General features: G+C 61.4%; 13 protein-coding genes. All 13 read left to right on the forward strand.

The window, feature by feature from the left end; all coding sequences use genetic code 11:
* Nucleotides 1-2: 2 nt before the first annotated feature.
* Nucleotides 3-3,806, forward strand: a complete 3,804-nt coding sequence (locus tag ASF69_RS08605) for a glycoside hydrolase/phage tail family protein (protein ID WP_062586876.1) — start codon at nucleotides 3-5, stop codon at nucleotides 3,804-3,806.
* A gap of 33 nt (nucleotides 3,807-3,839) precedes the next feature.
* Nucleotides 3,840-4,046, forward strand: a complete 207-nt coding sequence (locus tag ASF69_RS08610; protein WP_062586877.1) for a hypothetical protein — start codon at nucleotides 3,840-3,842, stop codon at nucleotides 4,044-4,046.
* 165 nt (nucleotides 4,047-4,211) lie between these two features.
* Nucleotides 4,212-4,478 carry a hypothetical protein gene (locus tag ASF69_RS08615; RefSeq protein ID WP_062586878.1) on the forward strand — a complete coding sequence of 89 codons (267 nt, stop codon included), beginning with the start codon at nucleotides 4,212-4,214 and terminating at the stop codon, nucleotides 4,476-4,478.
* 90 nt (nucleotides 4,479-4,568) lie between these two features.
* Nucleotides 4,569-5,240: a response regulator transcription factor gene (locus tag ASF69_RS08620; protein ID WP_062587238.1), complete on the forward strand. Its 672-nt coding sequence runs from the start codon at nucleotides 4,569-4,571 to the stop codon at nucleotides 5,238-5,240.
* A complete protein-coding gene (locus tag ASF69_RS08625) occupies nucleotides 5,230-6,630 on the forward strand; it encodes a HAMP domain-containing sensor histidine kinase (protein ID WP_062586879.1) in 1,401 nt (466 codons plus the stop codon). Before ASF69_RS08620 ends, ASF69_RS08625 begins: the two co-directional genes overlap by 11 nt.
* Before the next feature lie 108 nt (nucleotides 6,631-6,738).
* Nucleotides 6,739-7,167 carry a hypothetical protein gene (locus ASF69_RS08630; protein WP_082469687.1) on the forward strand — a complete coding sequence of 143 codons (429 nt, stop codon included), beginning with the start codon at nucleotides 6,739-6,741 and terminating at the stop codon, nucleotides 7,165-7,167.
* Nucleotides 7,168-7,346: 179 nt separating this feature from the next.
* The gene (ccmI, locus tag ASF69_RS08635) at nucleotides 7,347-8,483 is read left to right on the forward strand and encodes a c-type cytochrome biogenesis protein CcmI (RefSeq protein ID WP_062586880.1); all 1,137 of its coding nucleotides are present in this window, start codon (nucleotides 7,347-7,349) and stop codon (nucleotides 8,481-8,483) included.
* The gene (gene ccmE, locus ASF69_RS08640) at nucleotides 8,480-8,950 is read left to right on the forward strand and encodes a cytochrome c maturation protein CcmE (RefSeq protein WP_062586881.1); all 471 of its coding nucleotides are present in this window, start codon (nucleotides 8,480-8,482) and stop codon (nucleotides 8,948-8,950) included. The genes ccmI and ccmE overlap by 4 nt, the downstream gene beginning before the upstream one ends.
* Nucleotides 8,947-10,938, forward strand: coding sequence for a heme lyase CcmF/NrfE family subunit (locus tag ASF69_RS08645; protein WP_062586882.1), 1,992 nt, complete (start codon nucleotides 8,947-8,949; stop codon nucleotides 10,936-10,938). The genes ccmE and ASF69_RS08645 overlap by 4 nt, the downstream gene beginning before the upstream one ends.
* 38 nt (nucleotides 10,939-10,976) lie before the next feature.
* Entirely contained in the window at nucleotides 10,977-11,447 is a 471-nt protein-coding gene (locus ASF69_RS08650) for a cytochrome c-type biogenesis protein (protein ID WP_062587240.1), read from the forward strand.
* A gap of 137 nt (nucleotides 11,448-11,584) precedes the next feature.
* Nucleotides 11,585-13,147: a Do family serine endopeptidase gene (locus ASF69_RS08655; RefSeq protein ID WP_062586883.1), complete on the forward strand. Its 1,563-nt coding sequence runs from the start codon at nucleotides 11,585-11,587 to the stop codon at nucleotides 13,145-13,147.
* 131 nt (nucleotides 13,148-13,278) lie between these two features.
* On the forward strand, nucleotides 13,279-14,037 hold the full coding sequence (locus tag ASF69_RS08660; protein ID WP_112961176.1) for a response regulator transcription factor: 759 nt from the start codon (nucleotides 13,279-13,281) through the stop codon (nucleotides 14,035-14,037).
* 9 nt (nucleotides 14,038-14,046) lie between these two features.
* Nucleotides 14,047-15,456 carry an ATP-binding protein gene (locus ASF69_RS08665; RefSeq protein WP_062586884.1) on the forward strand — a complete coding sequence of 470 codons (1,410 nt, stop codon included), beginning with the start codon at nucleotides 14,047-14,049 and terminating at the stop codon, nucleotides 15,454-15,456.
* Nucleotides 15,457-15,475: the final 19 nt, after the last annotated feature.

Raw genomic sequence — 15,475 nt, forward strand, 5'->3', positions numbered from 1 at the left:
GCATGGCAACCCTAGTTTTTCAGGCGGCGGGCGCTGCCATCGGCAGCATTTTCGGTCCTGTCGGCGCAATGATTGGCCGTGCGGCAGGGGCGCTGGCGGGCGGTGCCGTGGACAACGCGCTTCTGTCTTCATCGAGGACGGTGACGGGCTCGCGGCTTTCCACCGCCCGCCTTCCGGGCGCGGACGAGGGGGCTGCGATCGCGCGTGCCTATGGAACGGTGCGGGTTGGCGGCACGCTGATCTGGGCCACACGCTTTGAGGAAAGCGTGACGCGCGAACGGCAGGGCGGCAAGAGCAGCAGCAGTAGCAGCAGCACGACGGTGGAGACCTTCCAGTATTTCGCCAACATTGCCGTTGGCCTGTGCGAAGGCGAGGCTGCGATGGTGCGGCGGGTGTGGGCGGACGGGCAGGAGCTGGACATAACCGGCATCGAAATGCGCTTCTACCCCGGCAGCGAGACGCAGCTGCCCGATCCGCTGATCGAGGCACGGCAGGGGGCGGGCAATACGCCCGCCTATCGCGGCCTGTCCTATGTCGTGTTCGAGCGGCTGCCGCTGGACAGTTTCGGCAATCGTATTCCGCTGCTTCACTTCGAGGTTCTGCGGCCCATCGGCAAGCTTGAGGGGCAGATCAAGGCGGTGACGGTGATACCCGCTGCGACCGAGCACGGCTATGCCACCATTGCGGTTTCCGAGCGGTCGGGGGCGGGCGAAAGCCGCATCCTCAACCGTCACACGCTTTCGGCTGCGACCGACTGGCAGGCCTCCATCGACGAATTGCAGGCGCTGTGCCCTAACCTTGAAAGCGTGGCGCTGGTGGTGTCCTGGTTCGGCACCGACATGCGCGCGGGCGATTGCCGGATTTTGCCCGGTGTGGAGGTTTCCTATCGCGACCGGGAAAGCGCCCGATGGTCCGTTGCCGGCATGACGCGCAGCAAGGTGAGGCTGGTCAGCCGCAGGGATGGCGGCCCGGCCTATGGCGGCACGCCCAGCGATGCCAGCGTGTTGCAGGCAATTGCCGACCTTAAGGCACGCGGCCTGAAAGTGTGCCTCTACCCCTTCGTGATGATGGATGTGCCTGAAGACAACGGGCTTGCCGACCCATACGGCAAGCCGCAGCAGGACGCCTATGGCTGGCGCGGCAACATAAGCTGCCATCCGGCGGCGGGGCGGCCCGGCAGCGTTGACCGCACCGCAACGGCACGAACCCAGATTTCCGACTTCTGCAACCGCGCCGACGGATATCGCCGCATGGTGCTGCATTATGCGGCGCTGGCGGCACAGGCGGGCGGGGTGGACGCGTTTCTGATCGGCTCCGAATTGCGCGGATTGACGCGGGTGCGCGACGAGGCAAACGCCTTTCCCTTTGTGGAAGAGCTGGTGCGACTGGCGGGCGATGTGCGCGCCATCGTGGGTGGTTCGACCAGACTGACCTATGCCGCCGACTGGAGCGAATATTTCGGCTATCACCCGGCAGACGGCACGGGCGATGTGTTCTTCAATCTGGATGCGCTGTGGGCAAGCCCGAATATCGATGCTGTCGGGATCGACAATTACATGCCCCTGTCCGACTGGCGTGATGAGGACATGCTGGGCGCAAACCCTGACGGTTTTGTCGGGCCTGATGATGCGGCGGGCTTTGCCCGCAACATCGAGGCTGGCGAGGGGTTCGACTGGTACTATGGCAGCGACGCAGAGCGGGCGAGCCGGACGCGCAGTCCTATCGCGGACGGGTTGAAGGGCAAGCACTGGATCTTTCGCAACAAGGATTTGCGTGGCTGGTGGCAGAACCGGCACTATGACCGTATTGGCGGAGCAGAGCGCACCACCCCCAGCGCATGGATGCCGGGCATGAAGCCCATCTGGTTTACCGAGCTTGGCTGCCCGGCCATCGACAAGGGGGCGAACCGCCCGAATGCCTTCATCGATCCGAAATCTTCCGAGAGCGGTTATCCGCATTTTTCCAGCCGGATGCGCGCCGACAGCCAGCAGAGGCGTTTTCTGGAGGCGCATCACGACCACTGGTCTGGGTCCTTGCCACCGGCGGGGATGGTGGATGCAGGCAGGATTTTCGTGTGGACCTGGGATGCCAGACCCTATCCTGCATTCCCGCAGGACGGTGCCACCTGGAGTGACGGCGCAAACTGGCGCACCGGCCATTGGCTGAACGGCAGGCTGGGGGCAACGACGCTGGCAGACCTGATCGCGCGTGTGCTGCGCGAGCACGGCTTTGAGGATTTCGACGTTTCCGCCGTCAGCGGAGATGTAACGGGCCATGTGCAGGCCGATGTGACCTCTGCCCGCAGCCTGCTTGAACCGCTGTTAGAGGCCTTTCAGGTAGATGTCATCGAAGATGGCGCGACGTTGCGTTTCGTGTCGCGCGGTCGTGCTGCGGCGAAAACCAAGGTTGTTTCCGCCTTTGCCGATGTCGAGGATACCGCGCTGTGGACCGAAGTACGCGGACATGACAGCGATTTTGCCGCCGAGGCGGTGCTGACGGCCTACAACCCGTCGCTGGACTATGAGACGGCAAGCGTACGATCCCGGCGAATTGACCATGCCGGAAACCGCGTATTGCGATATGATCTGGGCGCGGTGCTGCCGCAGGAGACCACGCAAAGCCTTGTGGAAGACCTGTTGCGCGACAACCGTCTGGCGCGGCGCAGCATACGCTTCTCGATTTCGCCAGCCGAAATCGCTCTTGATCCCGGCGACTGCGTGGAGCTGGAGGGCGGGCCGACCGGTCGGTTTCTGGTTCGCCGCATCGAGGATGGCGATGTTCGGCGGATCGAGGCGCGGGAATTTTCGCCCGCTTCGATCACCATTGCTTCAGAGGCGGAAGCGCCGCGCAAGACCGCGCTGAGCGGTGCTTCCAGTGGCTTCGATCCCGATCTCGTGCTGATGGACCTGCCGCGCTACGAGGTGGGCGAGGCGCAGACATTTGCGAGGGCTGCGGCCTTTGCCAAACCCTGGCGGCGCATGGCGCTTTCAGCCTCTGGTGCAAGCGAAGGATATCAGGCCAGAGCCCTGCTCGACCAACCCGCCAGAATAGGTGCGCTGGCGAGTGCCCTTCCTTCGGGTTTTTCCGGTCGTTTCAACGGCTTCGGCGCAATCGATGTGACGCTGCCTTATGGCGATCTGTCATCGGCGGCCGACATTGCCGTGTTGAACGGTGCAAACCGCATTGCCATCAGAAGCGCAAGCGGAGCCTGGGAAATTGCCGCCTTCGCAAATGCACAGGAAGTGGAGCCCGGGCGCTGGAGACTGACCCGGTTGCTGCGGGGGCTGGCGGGCACCGAGGATGCCATGGCGGCGGGGGCTGGCGAGGGCAGTGAGGTTGTGGTGCTGGATGCAAGCGTGGTTGCTATGGGTGTGCGCACCGATGAGCGCGGCCTGCAACTCAACTGGATACTGGAGGCGGCAGGGGCGCAGATATCGCAGATCGGCCCCTTTGCCTTTGCCGGGGGAATGCGGGCCGAAACGCCCTTGGCGCCGGTGCATCTGCGCGGTGTGCGAACAGAGGCGGGCATCCAGCTGACCTGGGTGCGGCGCGGGCGCGTGGATGCCGATGGCTGGGATGCCGCCGATATTCCACTGGACGAGGTAAGCGAGCGTTACCGCGTCGAGGTGCTCTCGGGCAGCATCGTGAGACGCAGCATGGAGGTGAGCGAGGCCGCCTGCCTTTATGCGGCCAATCACGAAATGGCCGATTTCGGTGTCGCCCAAAGTGTTCTTTCTGTCCGGGTGCGCCAGCTTGGGCGGGCGGTGCCGCTTGGCATTGCCGCGCGTGCGGACATTCCAGTTTGATCTTCCCGATACCATCAAGCGAAAGGAAAAACGATGGACAACATGAAATCCTGGTACCAGTCGAAGACCGTCTGGGGTGCGCTGATTGCGGTGCTGGCACCGCTGTTGCATGTGGTGGGGTTGAACCTGCCGACCGGTATTGAAGAGGAGCTTGCGGAAGGGCTGGTCACCGTTGCCGGTGGCGTGGGCGGACTGGTTGCGCTCTATGGACGCCTCAGCGCAAACAGCATCATCCGGTAACGCAGGACGCACACATGGCGGTACGCGTTTTGCGTGCTGCCATGTGTAGCCGTCTTCGGCGCAGGGTCCGCCCCACATTCATTTGCCATTCAGACGCTTTGCGATACATATTCAACCAGAGTTCGTTTCGACGTGCATCCCGATTGGTCTGTGGAAGTTTGTGTAATGGCATCACCTCTCATCATAGCGACGCTTGCAGCCGGTCTGGCCGGTTTCCCTGCGCCGCAGGCTGATGGGCAGACGCAAAGCGGTGGCGCGCTGCGTTACGTGGCAAGCGATTGTACCTCTGCGGTCTCCCGCGTGGTACGGGAAACGGGCGGCCAGCTTCTTTCCGTATATCCCTCCAATGACGGCCAGAATTGCGTCGTGACCGTGCTGGTTCAGGGCAATGGCGAACGGCCCCGCAAGGTAACGATGCGCGTGCCCATGTAGGCGTCGCCATTCCGCAAATTCTCATGTAAACATGATCTGGAATGACCATCGCACTGCAGAAGCGATGTATGGAATGAAAAGGGACTGATGATGCGCATTCTCGTGGTCGAGGACGATACCAACCTCAATCGACAGCTGACCGACGCGTTGAAAGAAGCGGGTTATGTGGTCGATCAGGCCTTCGACGGCGAAGAGGGGCATTATCTCGGCGATACCGAGCCCTATGACGCCATCGTGCTCGACATCGGCCTGCCGCAGATGGACGGCATTACCGTTGTGGAGAAATGGCGCGCCAGCGGCAAGGCCATGCCGGTTCTCATTCTGACCGCCCGCGACCGCTGGAGCGACAAGGTTGCCGGTATCGATGCGGGCGCCGACGACTATGTGACCAAGCCGTTCCATGTGGAAGAAGTGCTGGCGCGGGTGCGTGCGCTGATCCGCCGTGCTGCGGGCCATGCATCCTCCGAAATCGTCTGCGGGCCGGTGCGGCTCGACACCAAATCGTCAAAGGCGACCGTCAACGGCGCGACGCTGAAGCTGACCTCGCACGAGTTTCGTCTGCTCTCCTATCTCATGCACCATATGGGGGAGGTCGTTTCCCGCACCGAGCTGGTCGAGCATATGTATGATCAGGATTTCGATCGCGATTCCAACACCATCGAGGTTTTTGTCGGACGTCTGCGCAAGAAGCTCGGCGTCGATCTGATCGAGACCATTCGTGGTCTTGGCTACCGGATGCAAGCGCCAGCAGATGCGAAGTAATTCACTCACCGCTCGCGTTCTGCTGCTGGCGTCGGCCTGGTCCGCGCTGGCGCTGGTGGTGATTGCGGTGGTGATTTCGACACTTTACAGACAGGGCGTGGAGCGAAGCTTTACCGACCTTCTGCGCGCACAGCTCTACAACGTCATCAATTCCATTACCGTTTCCAACGAAAACACGCTTGCCGGAAGCCCGCAGCTGGGCGACCTGAGATTCTCGCAGCCCGATACCGGCTGGTACTGGGTGGTGGAGCCGCTGGGCAATTTCCAGACCGCGCCGCTGGTTTCGTCCTCGCTTGGCGTTGCGACCCTGCCGGTTCCGGGCATTCTGGATGTGCCCTTCGACAACCGCTATGAGCGCTATTACGTTGTCACCGACGAGGCGGGCAACCGCGTGCAGGTGGCAGAAACCGAAGTCGTGCTGGACGGTGAGGGCAGGGCGGCGCGATTTCGTGTGACCGGCAATCTCAATGTCGTCGAAGACGATGTGCGCGATTTTTCCAACAGCCTTTATCTGGCGCTGGCCGTGTTCGGGCTGGGAAGTCTTGTCGTCAATGGTCTGGCGATTCTCTACAGCTTGCGACCGCTGGACCAGGCGCGCGTTGCGCTGGGCAAGATACGCGGCGGCGATGCCGAAAGGTTGGAGGGTGACTTCCCGCGCGAAATCCAGCCGCTGGCAACCGAGATCAATGCGCTTATCGAAAGCAACCGCAGGCTCGTGGAGCGGGCGCGGATGCAGGTGGGCAATCTGGCCCATTCGTTGAAGACGCCCATTGCCGTGTTGCTGAACGAGGCCCGCACGCTGGACACGCATCACGGAGATCTGGTGCGCGGACAAGTGGATGCGATGCAGGCGCAGGTTCAATCCTATCTTTCCCGCGCCCGTATTGCGGCGCAGCGCGGCTCTATCCTTGCGCGTGCCGAGGCCGAACCCGCGCTGGAGCGGCTGGTGCGCGTGATGCGCCGCCTCAACCCTGACAAGACATTCGAACTGGACATGCACCAGCCTGCAACCGTGCTGGCGATGGAGCAGCAGGATCTGGAAGAGGCGGTGGGCAATCTGCTTGAAAACGCCGCGCGGTTTGCAACGACAAAGGTGGTTGTGACGGTGATGCCGGGCACGCATCCGTCTTCCGACCCGGACGTTACCCGCAGGTTCTGGGTAACGCTTCTGGTGGAGGATGACGGGCCGGGACTGGAGCCGGAACAGATTACCGAAGCCATGAAGCGCGGCAGGCGACTGGACGAGAGCCGCCCGGGAACCGGGCTTGGCCTCTCCATCGTCAGCGAGGTGGTTTCTGAGTACCACGGCACCTTTGCCATGTCGCGCAGCGCCCTTGGCGGGCTGAAAGCCGAATTGCTGCTGCCGGGGCTTTCGAAAGAGCTTGCATGACGGCCAAAAACTGGCAAGACATTTCCTGATGAATGACCGCGCCAGGATGGCGCGTTGATAAGGAGTGTATTCTTGGTTGACGTGATGGGCAAAGCCGGATTTGCCGGGATGAACTCCAGTTTTATGCGCCCTGCCGTGCTGTCGCTGATCTGCCTTTCGGTTCTCAGCTCCTGCACGAGCTCAAACACCCGCACCGCCGGTGGTGGCCTGCTGGGGCGCAGCGGCGCGTCTGCAACACCCTATATTTCCGCGCTCCAGGGCGGTATCGTCGGACGCAGCGGCCTGCAGATGGACCGGAGCGATTTCAACAAGGCGCTGGAAGCAGAATACAAGGCACTGGAGACAGCGCCGGGCGGGCAGGCTGTGGTCTGGGGAAGCGGCGATACGCGCGGCGAAGTCATCGCCAACGCGCCCTACCAGGTGGGCAACCAGAATTGTCGCCAATATACCCACAGTCTGACGGTGGACGGCAAACCGGCCAAGGTGCGCGGCGCCGCCTGCCGCAACACAGACGGAACATGGACGCCGCTGACCTGAGCCTCCTTGACGTATGTCAAGGCAAGCCGGGGCCGCGTCGTTCACAACGCTTGAACATGGGCAGGATGTGCCGAAGCTTTGGCGTGTAAGCGACGCCGCTTGCGGCATACTGCCTCAAATTCACGTCATCCCGCCGCGGCTTGTTTCAAAGCGGTGCGCATTCGAGTAATTGAAACGGCATGTTCTGGATTATCATCGCCCTGTTGACGGCGGCCGTGGCCATCGTTCTGACCTATCCGCTGATGCGCAATCGAGGCGTATCCGACACACATCACAATGGTGAAGTCGCTGTCTATCGCGATCAGCTGGCGGAGTTGCAGCGCGAGCGCGAGAGCGGGCTGATCGGGGAGACGGAGGCGGACTATGCGCGGGCGGAAATCGGCCGCAGGCTTCTGGCAGCCGCTTCCGCCGATACCGGCAAAAAGGCGGGCGTCACGTCCCGCCACAACGCGCTGGCCAGCATCGTGACGCTGATTCTGCCGCTGACTGGGCTCTGTCTTTATCTCTACATGGGCAGCCCCAATATGCCCGACATGCCGCTTGAGGCGCGTCTGGAAAAGCCCGGCAATGACATGAACCTGATGATTGCCAAGGCGGAACGGCATCTGGCGCAAAACCCCGAAGACGGTGCCGGATGGGATGTTCTGGCGCCAATCTATTTGAAGACAATGCGCCTTGGCGATGCCGAAATGGCATTTCGCAACGCGATCCGCCTGCGCGGCGAAAATCCGCAGCGGCTGACGGGGCTTGCCGAAACGCTGATTGCCGCCAACCAGGGTATCGTCATCGAGGATGCGCGCACGGCGCTTGAGACCGCAGAAAAGACGAGCCCCGGCAATCCGCGCGTTCGCTTCTATCTGGCGCTGGCGCTGGAGCAGGCGGGCAAGATGAATGAGGCGCGCAGCGCCTTTGCGGGGATATTGAAGGATTCGCCAGAGGGTGCGCCGTGGATTCCCCTTGTGCAGGCGCATTTGCAAAATACCGGCGGCGATGCGGCCGCGCCTGCAAAGGCGGCGCCTCCAGGCGGCCCCACGCAGGAAGACATGGCCGCTGCCAGCGCGATGTCACCGGCAGATCGTCAGGCCATGGTGGCTGGCATGGTGGAAAGTCTGGATGCACGCCTGAAGGAAAACCCTGACAATTTCGAGGGTTGGATGCGGTTGGTACGATCTTACGCGATGTTGAAGAACGAGGACAAGGCGCGCGCGGCGCTGGCCGAGGGTCTCAAGACTTTTCCGCCTTCGGGAGAGCAGGGCAAGCAGTTGCTGGCGCTGGCACAGCAGCTTGGCGTGAATGCGCAGGGAGTGGCACAATGACCCGCAAACAGAAGAGACTGGCGATCATTGGCGGCGGCGTCAGTTTCATCATGATTGCTGCATTCCTTGTCATGTTCGCCTTCGGCCAGTCGATTGCCTATTTCTACATGCCGGGCGATCTCGAAAAGACGGCCGTGGCGCCGGGCACGCGCATTCGTCTTGGCGGTCTGGTGGCGGAGGGCTCTGTCAAGCGCGGGGATGGCCGCACGGTCAGCTTTGCGGTGACGGATGGCGGGGCGAGTGTGCCGGTGAGCTATACCGGCATTCTGCCGGACCTGTTTCGCGAAGGGCAGGGCGTGGTGACCGAAGGCACGTTTGATGCTGCGACCCACGCCTTCATTGCTGACAGCGTGCTTGCAAAGCATGACGAAAACTACATGCCGAAGGAAGTTGCCGACCGCCTGAAGGACAAGGGCCTGTGGCAGAAGACCACTGATGGTGCGGCCCAGGCGGGAGCGGTGAAATGATTACCGAAATCGGACATTACGCACTGGTTCTGGCGCTTGGCGTGGCGCTTGTCGTATCCATTCTGCCGGCAATCGGCGCGCGCCGAAATGACAAGGCGTTGATGGATATGGCGCCCGTGGGCTCTGTGCTGCTGTTCCTGCTGGTGGGCATTGCCTTTGCGTCATTGACGCACGCCTATGCGATCTCCGACTTCTCGCTGAAGAATGTCTTTGAGAATTCCCACTCGCTGATGCCGATGATCTACAAGCTGACGGGCGTATGGGGCAATCATGAAGGCTCGATGCTGCTCTGGCTGTTCATTCTCGTCCTGTTCAGCGCAATGGTCGCGGTTTACGGCCGCAATCTTCCCGATACGCTGCGGGCCAACGTGCTCTCAGTGCAGGCATGGGTAACGACCGCGTTTCTGCTGTTCATTCTGCTGACATCCAACCCCTTTGAGCGCCTCTCGCCCGTTCCGGCGGAAGGACAGGATCTGAACCCGGTCCTGCAGGATTTCGGTCTGGCGATCCATCCGCCGCTGCTTTATCTCGGCTATGTCGGCTTTTCCGTGTGTTTCTCTTTCGCCGTTGCAGCCCTTATGGAGGGGCGCATCGATGCGGCCTGGGCACGCTGGGTGCGGCCCTGGACGCTGGCGGCCTGGACCTTTCTGACGGCAGGCATTTCGATGGGCTCCTACTGGGCCTATTACGAACTGGGCTGGGGTGGCTGGTGGTTCTGGGATCCGGTGGAAAACGCGTCCTTCATGCCATGGCTGGCGGGCACGGCGCTGCTGCATTCGGCGCTGGTGATGGAAAAGCGCGAAGCACTGAAAATCTGGACCGTGCTTCTGGCGATCATGACCTTCTCGCTGTCGCTGCTCGGCACCTTCCTGGTGCGCTCCGGCGTGCTGACCTCGGTTCACGCTTTTGCGACCGACCCGAGCCGCGGTATCTTCATTCTTTGCATTCTCATGCTTTTCATCGGCGGGGCCTTTTCGCTTTTCGCCTGGCGCGCACCGACCCTGAAGGCGGGAGGTCTGTTTGCGCCGATTTCGCGAGAGGGTGCGCTCGTTCTCAACAACCTCATCCTGACCGTCTCGACCGCGACCGTGCTGATCGGCACGCTCTATCCGCTGGTGCTGGAAACGCTGACGGGTGAGAAAATCTCCGTGGGTGCGCCGTTCTTCAATCTGACTTTCGGCCTGTTGATGATCCCCATTCTGATCGTAACGCCTTTCGGGCCCATGCTGGCCTGGAAGCGAGGCGATCTCTTAGGCGCGTTTCAACGCCTGTTCGTGGCAGCGGCTCTTGCCGCACTGGCCGGGCTCACGCTCTGGTATGTCGAAAATGGCGGGCCGGTACTGGCCGCTCTCGGTATCGTTGCCGGTTTCTGGCTGATCTTCGGGGCGCTCGCCGACCTCTGGTACCGGGCGAACTTTGGCAAACTGGCGACAGGCATCGCCTGGCGGCGCCTGAAAGGCCTGCCGCGATCCGCCTTCGGTACGGCACTCGCCCATATGGGGCTTGGCGTGACCGTTCTGGGCATCGTCATCGTCACGACATTCGAAACCGAAACCGTCGTTGAGATGCGTCAGGGCATGGTTGTCGATGCGGGCGGCTACAGCCTGACCTTTGACGGTATTCGCCACCATGTCGGCCCCAACTATACCGAGGATCGCGGGCATTTCACTGCCCGCAAGAGCGGTGTCGAGGTCGCGGATGTATGGTCTTCCAAGCGGCTCTACACGGCCCGGCGGATGCCGACAACGGAAGCTGGCATCATGACCTTCGGGCTTTCCCAGCTTTACGTCTCGCTGGGCGACCCCATGGATGATGGCGGGATCGTCGTTCGCATCTGGTGGAAGCCCTTCATTCTGTGCATCTGGGGTGGCACGGTGTTGATGATGTTTGGCGGCTTCGTGTCGCTTTCCGACCGACGCCTGCGCGTGGGCGCGCCCACGCGGAAAGCCAAGGCAGCAAAAGAGCTGCCGCTTGGAGCAGCGGAATGACGGTGCGCGCTCATCCCACCCCATGGCGCTCCACCGGCATGTTGCGCCGATGCCTTGGACAAATCGCGCTCGTTCTCGGGCTGTTGCTGACCGCTTTGCCTGCGGTGGCGTTCAACCCCGACGAAGTTCTATCCGACCCTGCACTGGAAGCACGCGCACGGGCGCTGACCGTGCAGTTGCGCTGCATGGTGTGCCAGAACCAGTCCATCGACGACAGCAATGCCGAGCTGGCGCGGGATCTGCGCGTGCTGGTGCGCGAGCGATTGACGCAGGGCGACAGCGATGAGGCAGTTATCGATTACGTGGTTTCCCGTTACGGCGAATTCGTTCTGCTGAAGCCCCGTTTCAGCATGAGAACGCTTGCACTGTGGGGGGCGCCCGTGGCGCTGATCCTGATCGGGGCTGCGGCTGTTTTTGTTTTTGCGCGGCGCAGGGTGGCTCTTCCGGAAGGCAAGGCGCTGACGCCGGACGAAGAGGCGCGCATTCGCGATCTTCTTGAAAAGCCGTAAGGCGGTTTAACTAACATTACTGATTTTTCATTCGCCAGACACTTCGCTGTAAGGTGAAGCCACCTATATCTCTTCTCATACGCCGCTTCCCCGGATGAACGGGGCTACAGTCTGAATGAAGAAAGAAGGTAAATTCCATGTCTAATTCACAAAACGGACGTTCCTCGTTGAAGACCATCCTCAAGTCTTCCGCCGTTGGTGGCCTTGCGGCCCTAATGCTGACGACCGGTGTGGCAGGCCCGATCGCTCATTCTTTTGCAGCGCCGGTTGAAGTGACCGCGCCACAGGTGCCAAGCTTTGCCAATGTGGTCGATGCTGTCTCTCCTGCCGTTGTTTCGGTGCGCGTACAGTCCAACGTGCAGCCCGCTTCCGATGACAACAGCAACTTCTCGTTCAACTTCGGCGGACGTGGTCTCGACCAGCTGCCTGACGATCATCCGCTCAAGCGCTTCTTCAAGGAGTTTGGCGGACCGGGTGCCGGTGAGGACAAGCGCGCCGACCGTGGCCCGAACCGCCACCGCGACGGCAAGGGCCCATTGCGCCCGACCGCTCAGGGCTCAGGCTTCTTCATCTCTGAAGACGGCTATATCGTTACCAACAATCACGTCGTCGATGACGGTTCTGCCTATACGGTCGTGATGAACGACGGCACGGAACTGGACGCCAAACTGGTTGGCCGTGACCGCCGCACCGATCTTGCCGTGCTGAAGGTGGATGTGAACCGCAAGTTTACCTATGTGCAGTTTGCCGATGACAGCAAGATCCGCGTCGGTGACTGGGTCGTGGCCGTGGGCAACCCCTTCGGCCTTGGCGGTACGGTGACATCAGGCATCATTTCTGCCCGTGGTCGCGATATCGGCTCCGGCCCGTACGATGACTACCTGCAGATCGATGCTGCGGTAAACCGTGGCAATTCGGGTGGTCCAGCCTTCAACCTCAATGGCGAAGTCATCGGCATCAACACTGCGATCTTCTCGCCATCCGGCGGCAATGTCGGCATCGCCTTTGCGATCCCTGCTTCCGTTGCCAAGGATGTGGTGCAGGATCTGATCAAGGACGGCAAGGTTGAGCGCGGCTGGCTGGGCGTGCAGATTCAGCCCGTCAGCAAGGATATTGCCGAGTCGCTCGGTCTTTCCGAAGCAAGCGGCGCGCTGGTGGTTGCCCCGCAGGCAGGCTCTCCGGGCGACAAGGCCGGTATCAAGCAGGGTGACATCATCACCGCGCTGAACGGCGACCCGATCAAGGATGCCCGCGATCTTTCGCGCCGCATCGGTTCGCTTGCGCCCAACAGCAAGGTCGAGCTTTCGCTGTGGCGCTCCGGCAAGTCTCAGTCTGTCACCGTGACGCTGGGCGACCTCGCCAGTGACGATGCCTCCAAGGCGACGGCAACGCAGAATGACGACCGTGGCGGTCAGTCATCCAGCGAAAAGGTGCTTTCGAGCCTCGGCCTTTCGGTCGCACCCGCTGAGGACGGCGCCGGTCTTTCGGTAACCGATGTCGACCCTGACTCGGATGCTGCGGCACGTGGCCTCAAGGTCGGTGAGCGGATCACCTCGGTCAACAACCAGCAGGTCGCCTCTGCTGGCGATGTCGAGAAGATCCTCGAACAGGCCAAGAAGGACGGTCGCTCCAAGGCGCTGTTCCAGATCCAGACGGAGGATGGCAGCCGCTTCATCGCTCTGGATATCGACCAGGGCTGATAGGTTCTGGAGGCGGGAAGGGGCCAGACCTCTTCCCGCCTTTCTCCATATGCGATGCGGACCAGTGCCGTCCCGTTGCGGCTGTTGCGATGACGACGGCTACGCCCCTTCACCATCTTCGGAGAAACACCATGGAAAACAAGGCAAAGGAACCGGTTTGCGCATCTGTTTCCGGTTGTGTGGTTGACGCGGAGAACGCTATTGTCCCGCACATGAAGATTCTTGTTATCGAAGACGATCTGGAAGCCGCCGCCTATATGACCAAGGCATTCCGGGAAGCGGGCATTGTGGCCGACCACGCCAGCGATGGCGAAAGCGGCCTGTTCATGGGCGTCGAAAATGCCTATGACGTGATGGTCATTGACCGCATGTTGCCCCGTCGCGATGGGCTTTCCGTCATCAGCGAATTGCGCAGGCGCGGGATCGAGACGCCGGTTCTCATCCTGTCTGCGCTGGGCCAGGTGGATGACCGCGTGACCGGACTGCGGGCGGGCGGCGACGACTATCTTCCCAAGCCCTATGCCTTCAGCGAATTGCTGGCCCGTATCGAAGTGCTGGGCCGCCGCAAGGGCAAGCCCGAGCAGGACATGATCTACCGCGTTGGAGATCTGGAGCTGGATCGGCTTTCACACGACGTGCGCCGTGGCGGCAAGGAAATATTGCTGCAGCCCCGCGAGTTTCGACTTCTGGAATATCTGATGAAGAATGCCGGGCAGGTGGTGACGCGCACCATGCTTCTCGAGAATGTCTGGGACTATCACTTTGACCCGCAGACCAATGTGATCGACGTGCATGTGTCGCGCCTTCGCTCCAAGATCGAGAAGGACTTCGACAAGCCCTTGCTGAAAACCATTCGTGGTGCGGGCTACATGATGAAGGATGAGGGGTAACTCCGCCTCATGGCACGTCTGCGTCTTCTGTTCGGCTCGACAGCGGTGCGCCTTTCGGCGCTTTACATCCTGCTGTTTGCGCTCTGCGCTGCCTTTCTGGTGTTTTACGTTACCGCCCTTTCAGAGGGTTTGCTGAACCAGCAGACGCGCGACGCCGTTCAGCAGGAGGTCAACGATGTGCAGCGCGTTTACAATCGCGGCGGCATCAACCCGCTTTTGCGGATGATGGAACGCCGCGCCCGTCAACCAGGTGCAAGTCTTTATGTGATTGCCGGGCCGAATGGCGAGATACTGGCGGGCAACGTGGCCTCCGTGCAGCCCGGTGTGTTCGATAATGAGGGCTGGACCGAGTTTCCCTTCCGCTACGAGCGGTATTCGGAAAATGGCGATAGCGTCAAACATCTCGCCACCGCAAATATCTTCGTTCTCGACAATGGCCTGAGAATTCTGGTCGGCCGCGATCTGGGCGAGCCGACGAAATTCCGTCTGCTGGTGCGAAACGCCTTGATGGTGGCACTTGCCATCATGGGCAGCGGTGCTGTCCTGATCTGGTTTGCCATCGGCCGTAATGCGCTCAAGCGGATCGACCGCATGTCTGATGCGACAAAGAAGATCATGGCGGGCGACCTCTCGCAGCGCCTACCGCAAGGGCGCTCCGGCGATGAATTCGACCGGCTCTCTGGCTCGCTCAACGCCATGCTGGGGCGTATCGAGAAGCTGAATGAGGGATTGCGGCAGGTTTCCGACAATATTGCCCATGACCTCAAGACCCCGCTGACGCGCCTGCGCAATAAGGCAGCGGACGCGCTGGAGGACCGTGACGAGAACAAGCGCCGTGCCGCACTCGAGGGCATTATCGCCGAATCGGACCAGCTGATCCGCACCTTCAACGCCTTGCTGATGATCTCCCGCGTCGAAGCAGGCTCCATCGCCGCCGAGATGACTGATGTTGATGTGTCGGCAATTGCCGAAGACAGTGCCGAGCTTTACGAACCGGTGGCCGATGAAGAGGGTCTGACGCTGACCGCGGATATCACCCCCGGCCTGATCGTGCAGGGCAACCGCGAACTGATCGGCCAGGCGCTGACCAATCTCATCGATAACGCCATCAAATATGCCGACGGCCACGGCGGCGGCAAGACGCTTGCCGTGCGGCTTGCCCGGCAGGATGGCAGCATCGTCTTGTCTGTGGCGGATGACGGGCCGGGCATACCGGCGGACAAGCGTGCGGAGGTCATCAAGCGTTTTGTCCGGCTGGATGAAAGTCGTTCCAAGCCCGGCACGGGGCTTGGCCTTTCGCTGGTGGAAGCGGTGATGGAACTGCATGGCGGTTCTCTGCGCCTTTCAGACACCAACCCCGACAACAGCGAAGCCCCGGGGCTGACTGTTTCGATGGTTTTTCCGATCTCTACACCGTAAGGTCGTACCCAAAAACAAT

The organism is Rhizobium sp. Leaf311 (assembly GCF_001423445.1).
Taxonomy (GTDB): domain Bacteria; phylum Pseudomonadota; class Alphaproteobacteria; order Rhizobiales; family Rhizobiaceae; genus Agrobacterium.

What these genes read in the sequence shown, in the direction of transcription:
- ccmI (WP_062586880.1), top strand. Translation starts at nt 7,347, where the DNA reads ATGTTCTGGATTATCATCGCCCTGTTGACGGCGGCCGTGGCCATCGTT.
- ASF69_RS08655 (WP_062586883.1), top strand. Translation starts at nt 11,585, where the DNA reads ATGTCTAATTCACAAAACGGACGTTCCTCGTTGAAGACCATCCTCAAG.
- ASF69_RS08615 (WP_062586878.1), top strand. Translation starts at nt 4,212, where the DNA reads ATGGCATCACCTCTCATCATAGCGACGCTTGCAGCCGGTCTGGCCGGT.
- ASF69_RS08630 (WP_082469687.1), top strand. Translation starts at nt 6,739, where the DNA reads ATGAACTCCAGTTTTATGCGCCCTGCCGTGCTGTCGCTGATCTGCCTT.
- ASF69_RS08645 (WP_062586882.1), top strand. Translation starts at nt 8,947, where the DNA reads ATGATTACCGAAATCGGACATTACGCACTGGTTCTGGCGCTTGGCGTG.
- ASF69_RS08620 (WP_062587238.1), top strand. Translation starts at nt 4,569, where the DNA reads ATGCGCATTCTCGTGGTCGAGGACGATACCAACCTCAATCGACAGCTG.
- ASF69_RS08605 (WP_062586876.1), top strand. Translation starts at nt 3, where the DNA reads ATGGCAACCCTAGTTTTTCAGGCGGCGGGCGCTGCCATCGGCAGCATT.
- ASF69_RS08650 (WP_062587240.1), top strand. Translation starts at nt 10,977, where the DNA reads ATGTTGCGCCGATGCCTTGGACAAATCGCGCTCGTTCTCGGGCTGTTG.
- ASF69_RS08610 (WP_062586877.1), top strand. Translation starts at nt 3,840, where the DNA reads ATGGACAACATGAAATCCTGGTACCAGTCGAAGACCGTCTGGGGTGCG.
- ccmE (WP_062586881.1), top strand. Translation starts at nt 8,480, where the DNA reads ATGACCCGCAAACAGAAGAGACTGGCGATCATTGGCGGCGGCGTCAGT.
- ASF69_RS08665 (WP_062586884.1), top strand. Translation starts at nt 14,047, where the DNA reads ATGGCACGTCTGCGTCTTCTGTTCGGCTCGACAGCGGTGCGCCTTTCG.
- ASF69_RS08660 (WP_112961176.1), top strand. Translation starts at nt 13,279, where the DNA reads ATGGAAAACAAGGCAAAGGAACCGGTTTGCGCATCTGTTTCCGGTTGT.
- ASF69_RS08625 (WP_062586879.1), top strand. Translation starts at nt 5,230, where the DNA reads ATGCGAAGTAATTCACTCACCGCTCGCGTTCTGCTGCTGGCGTCGGCC.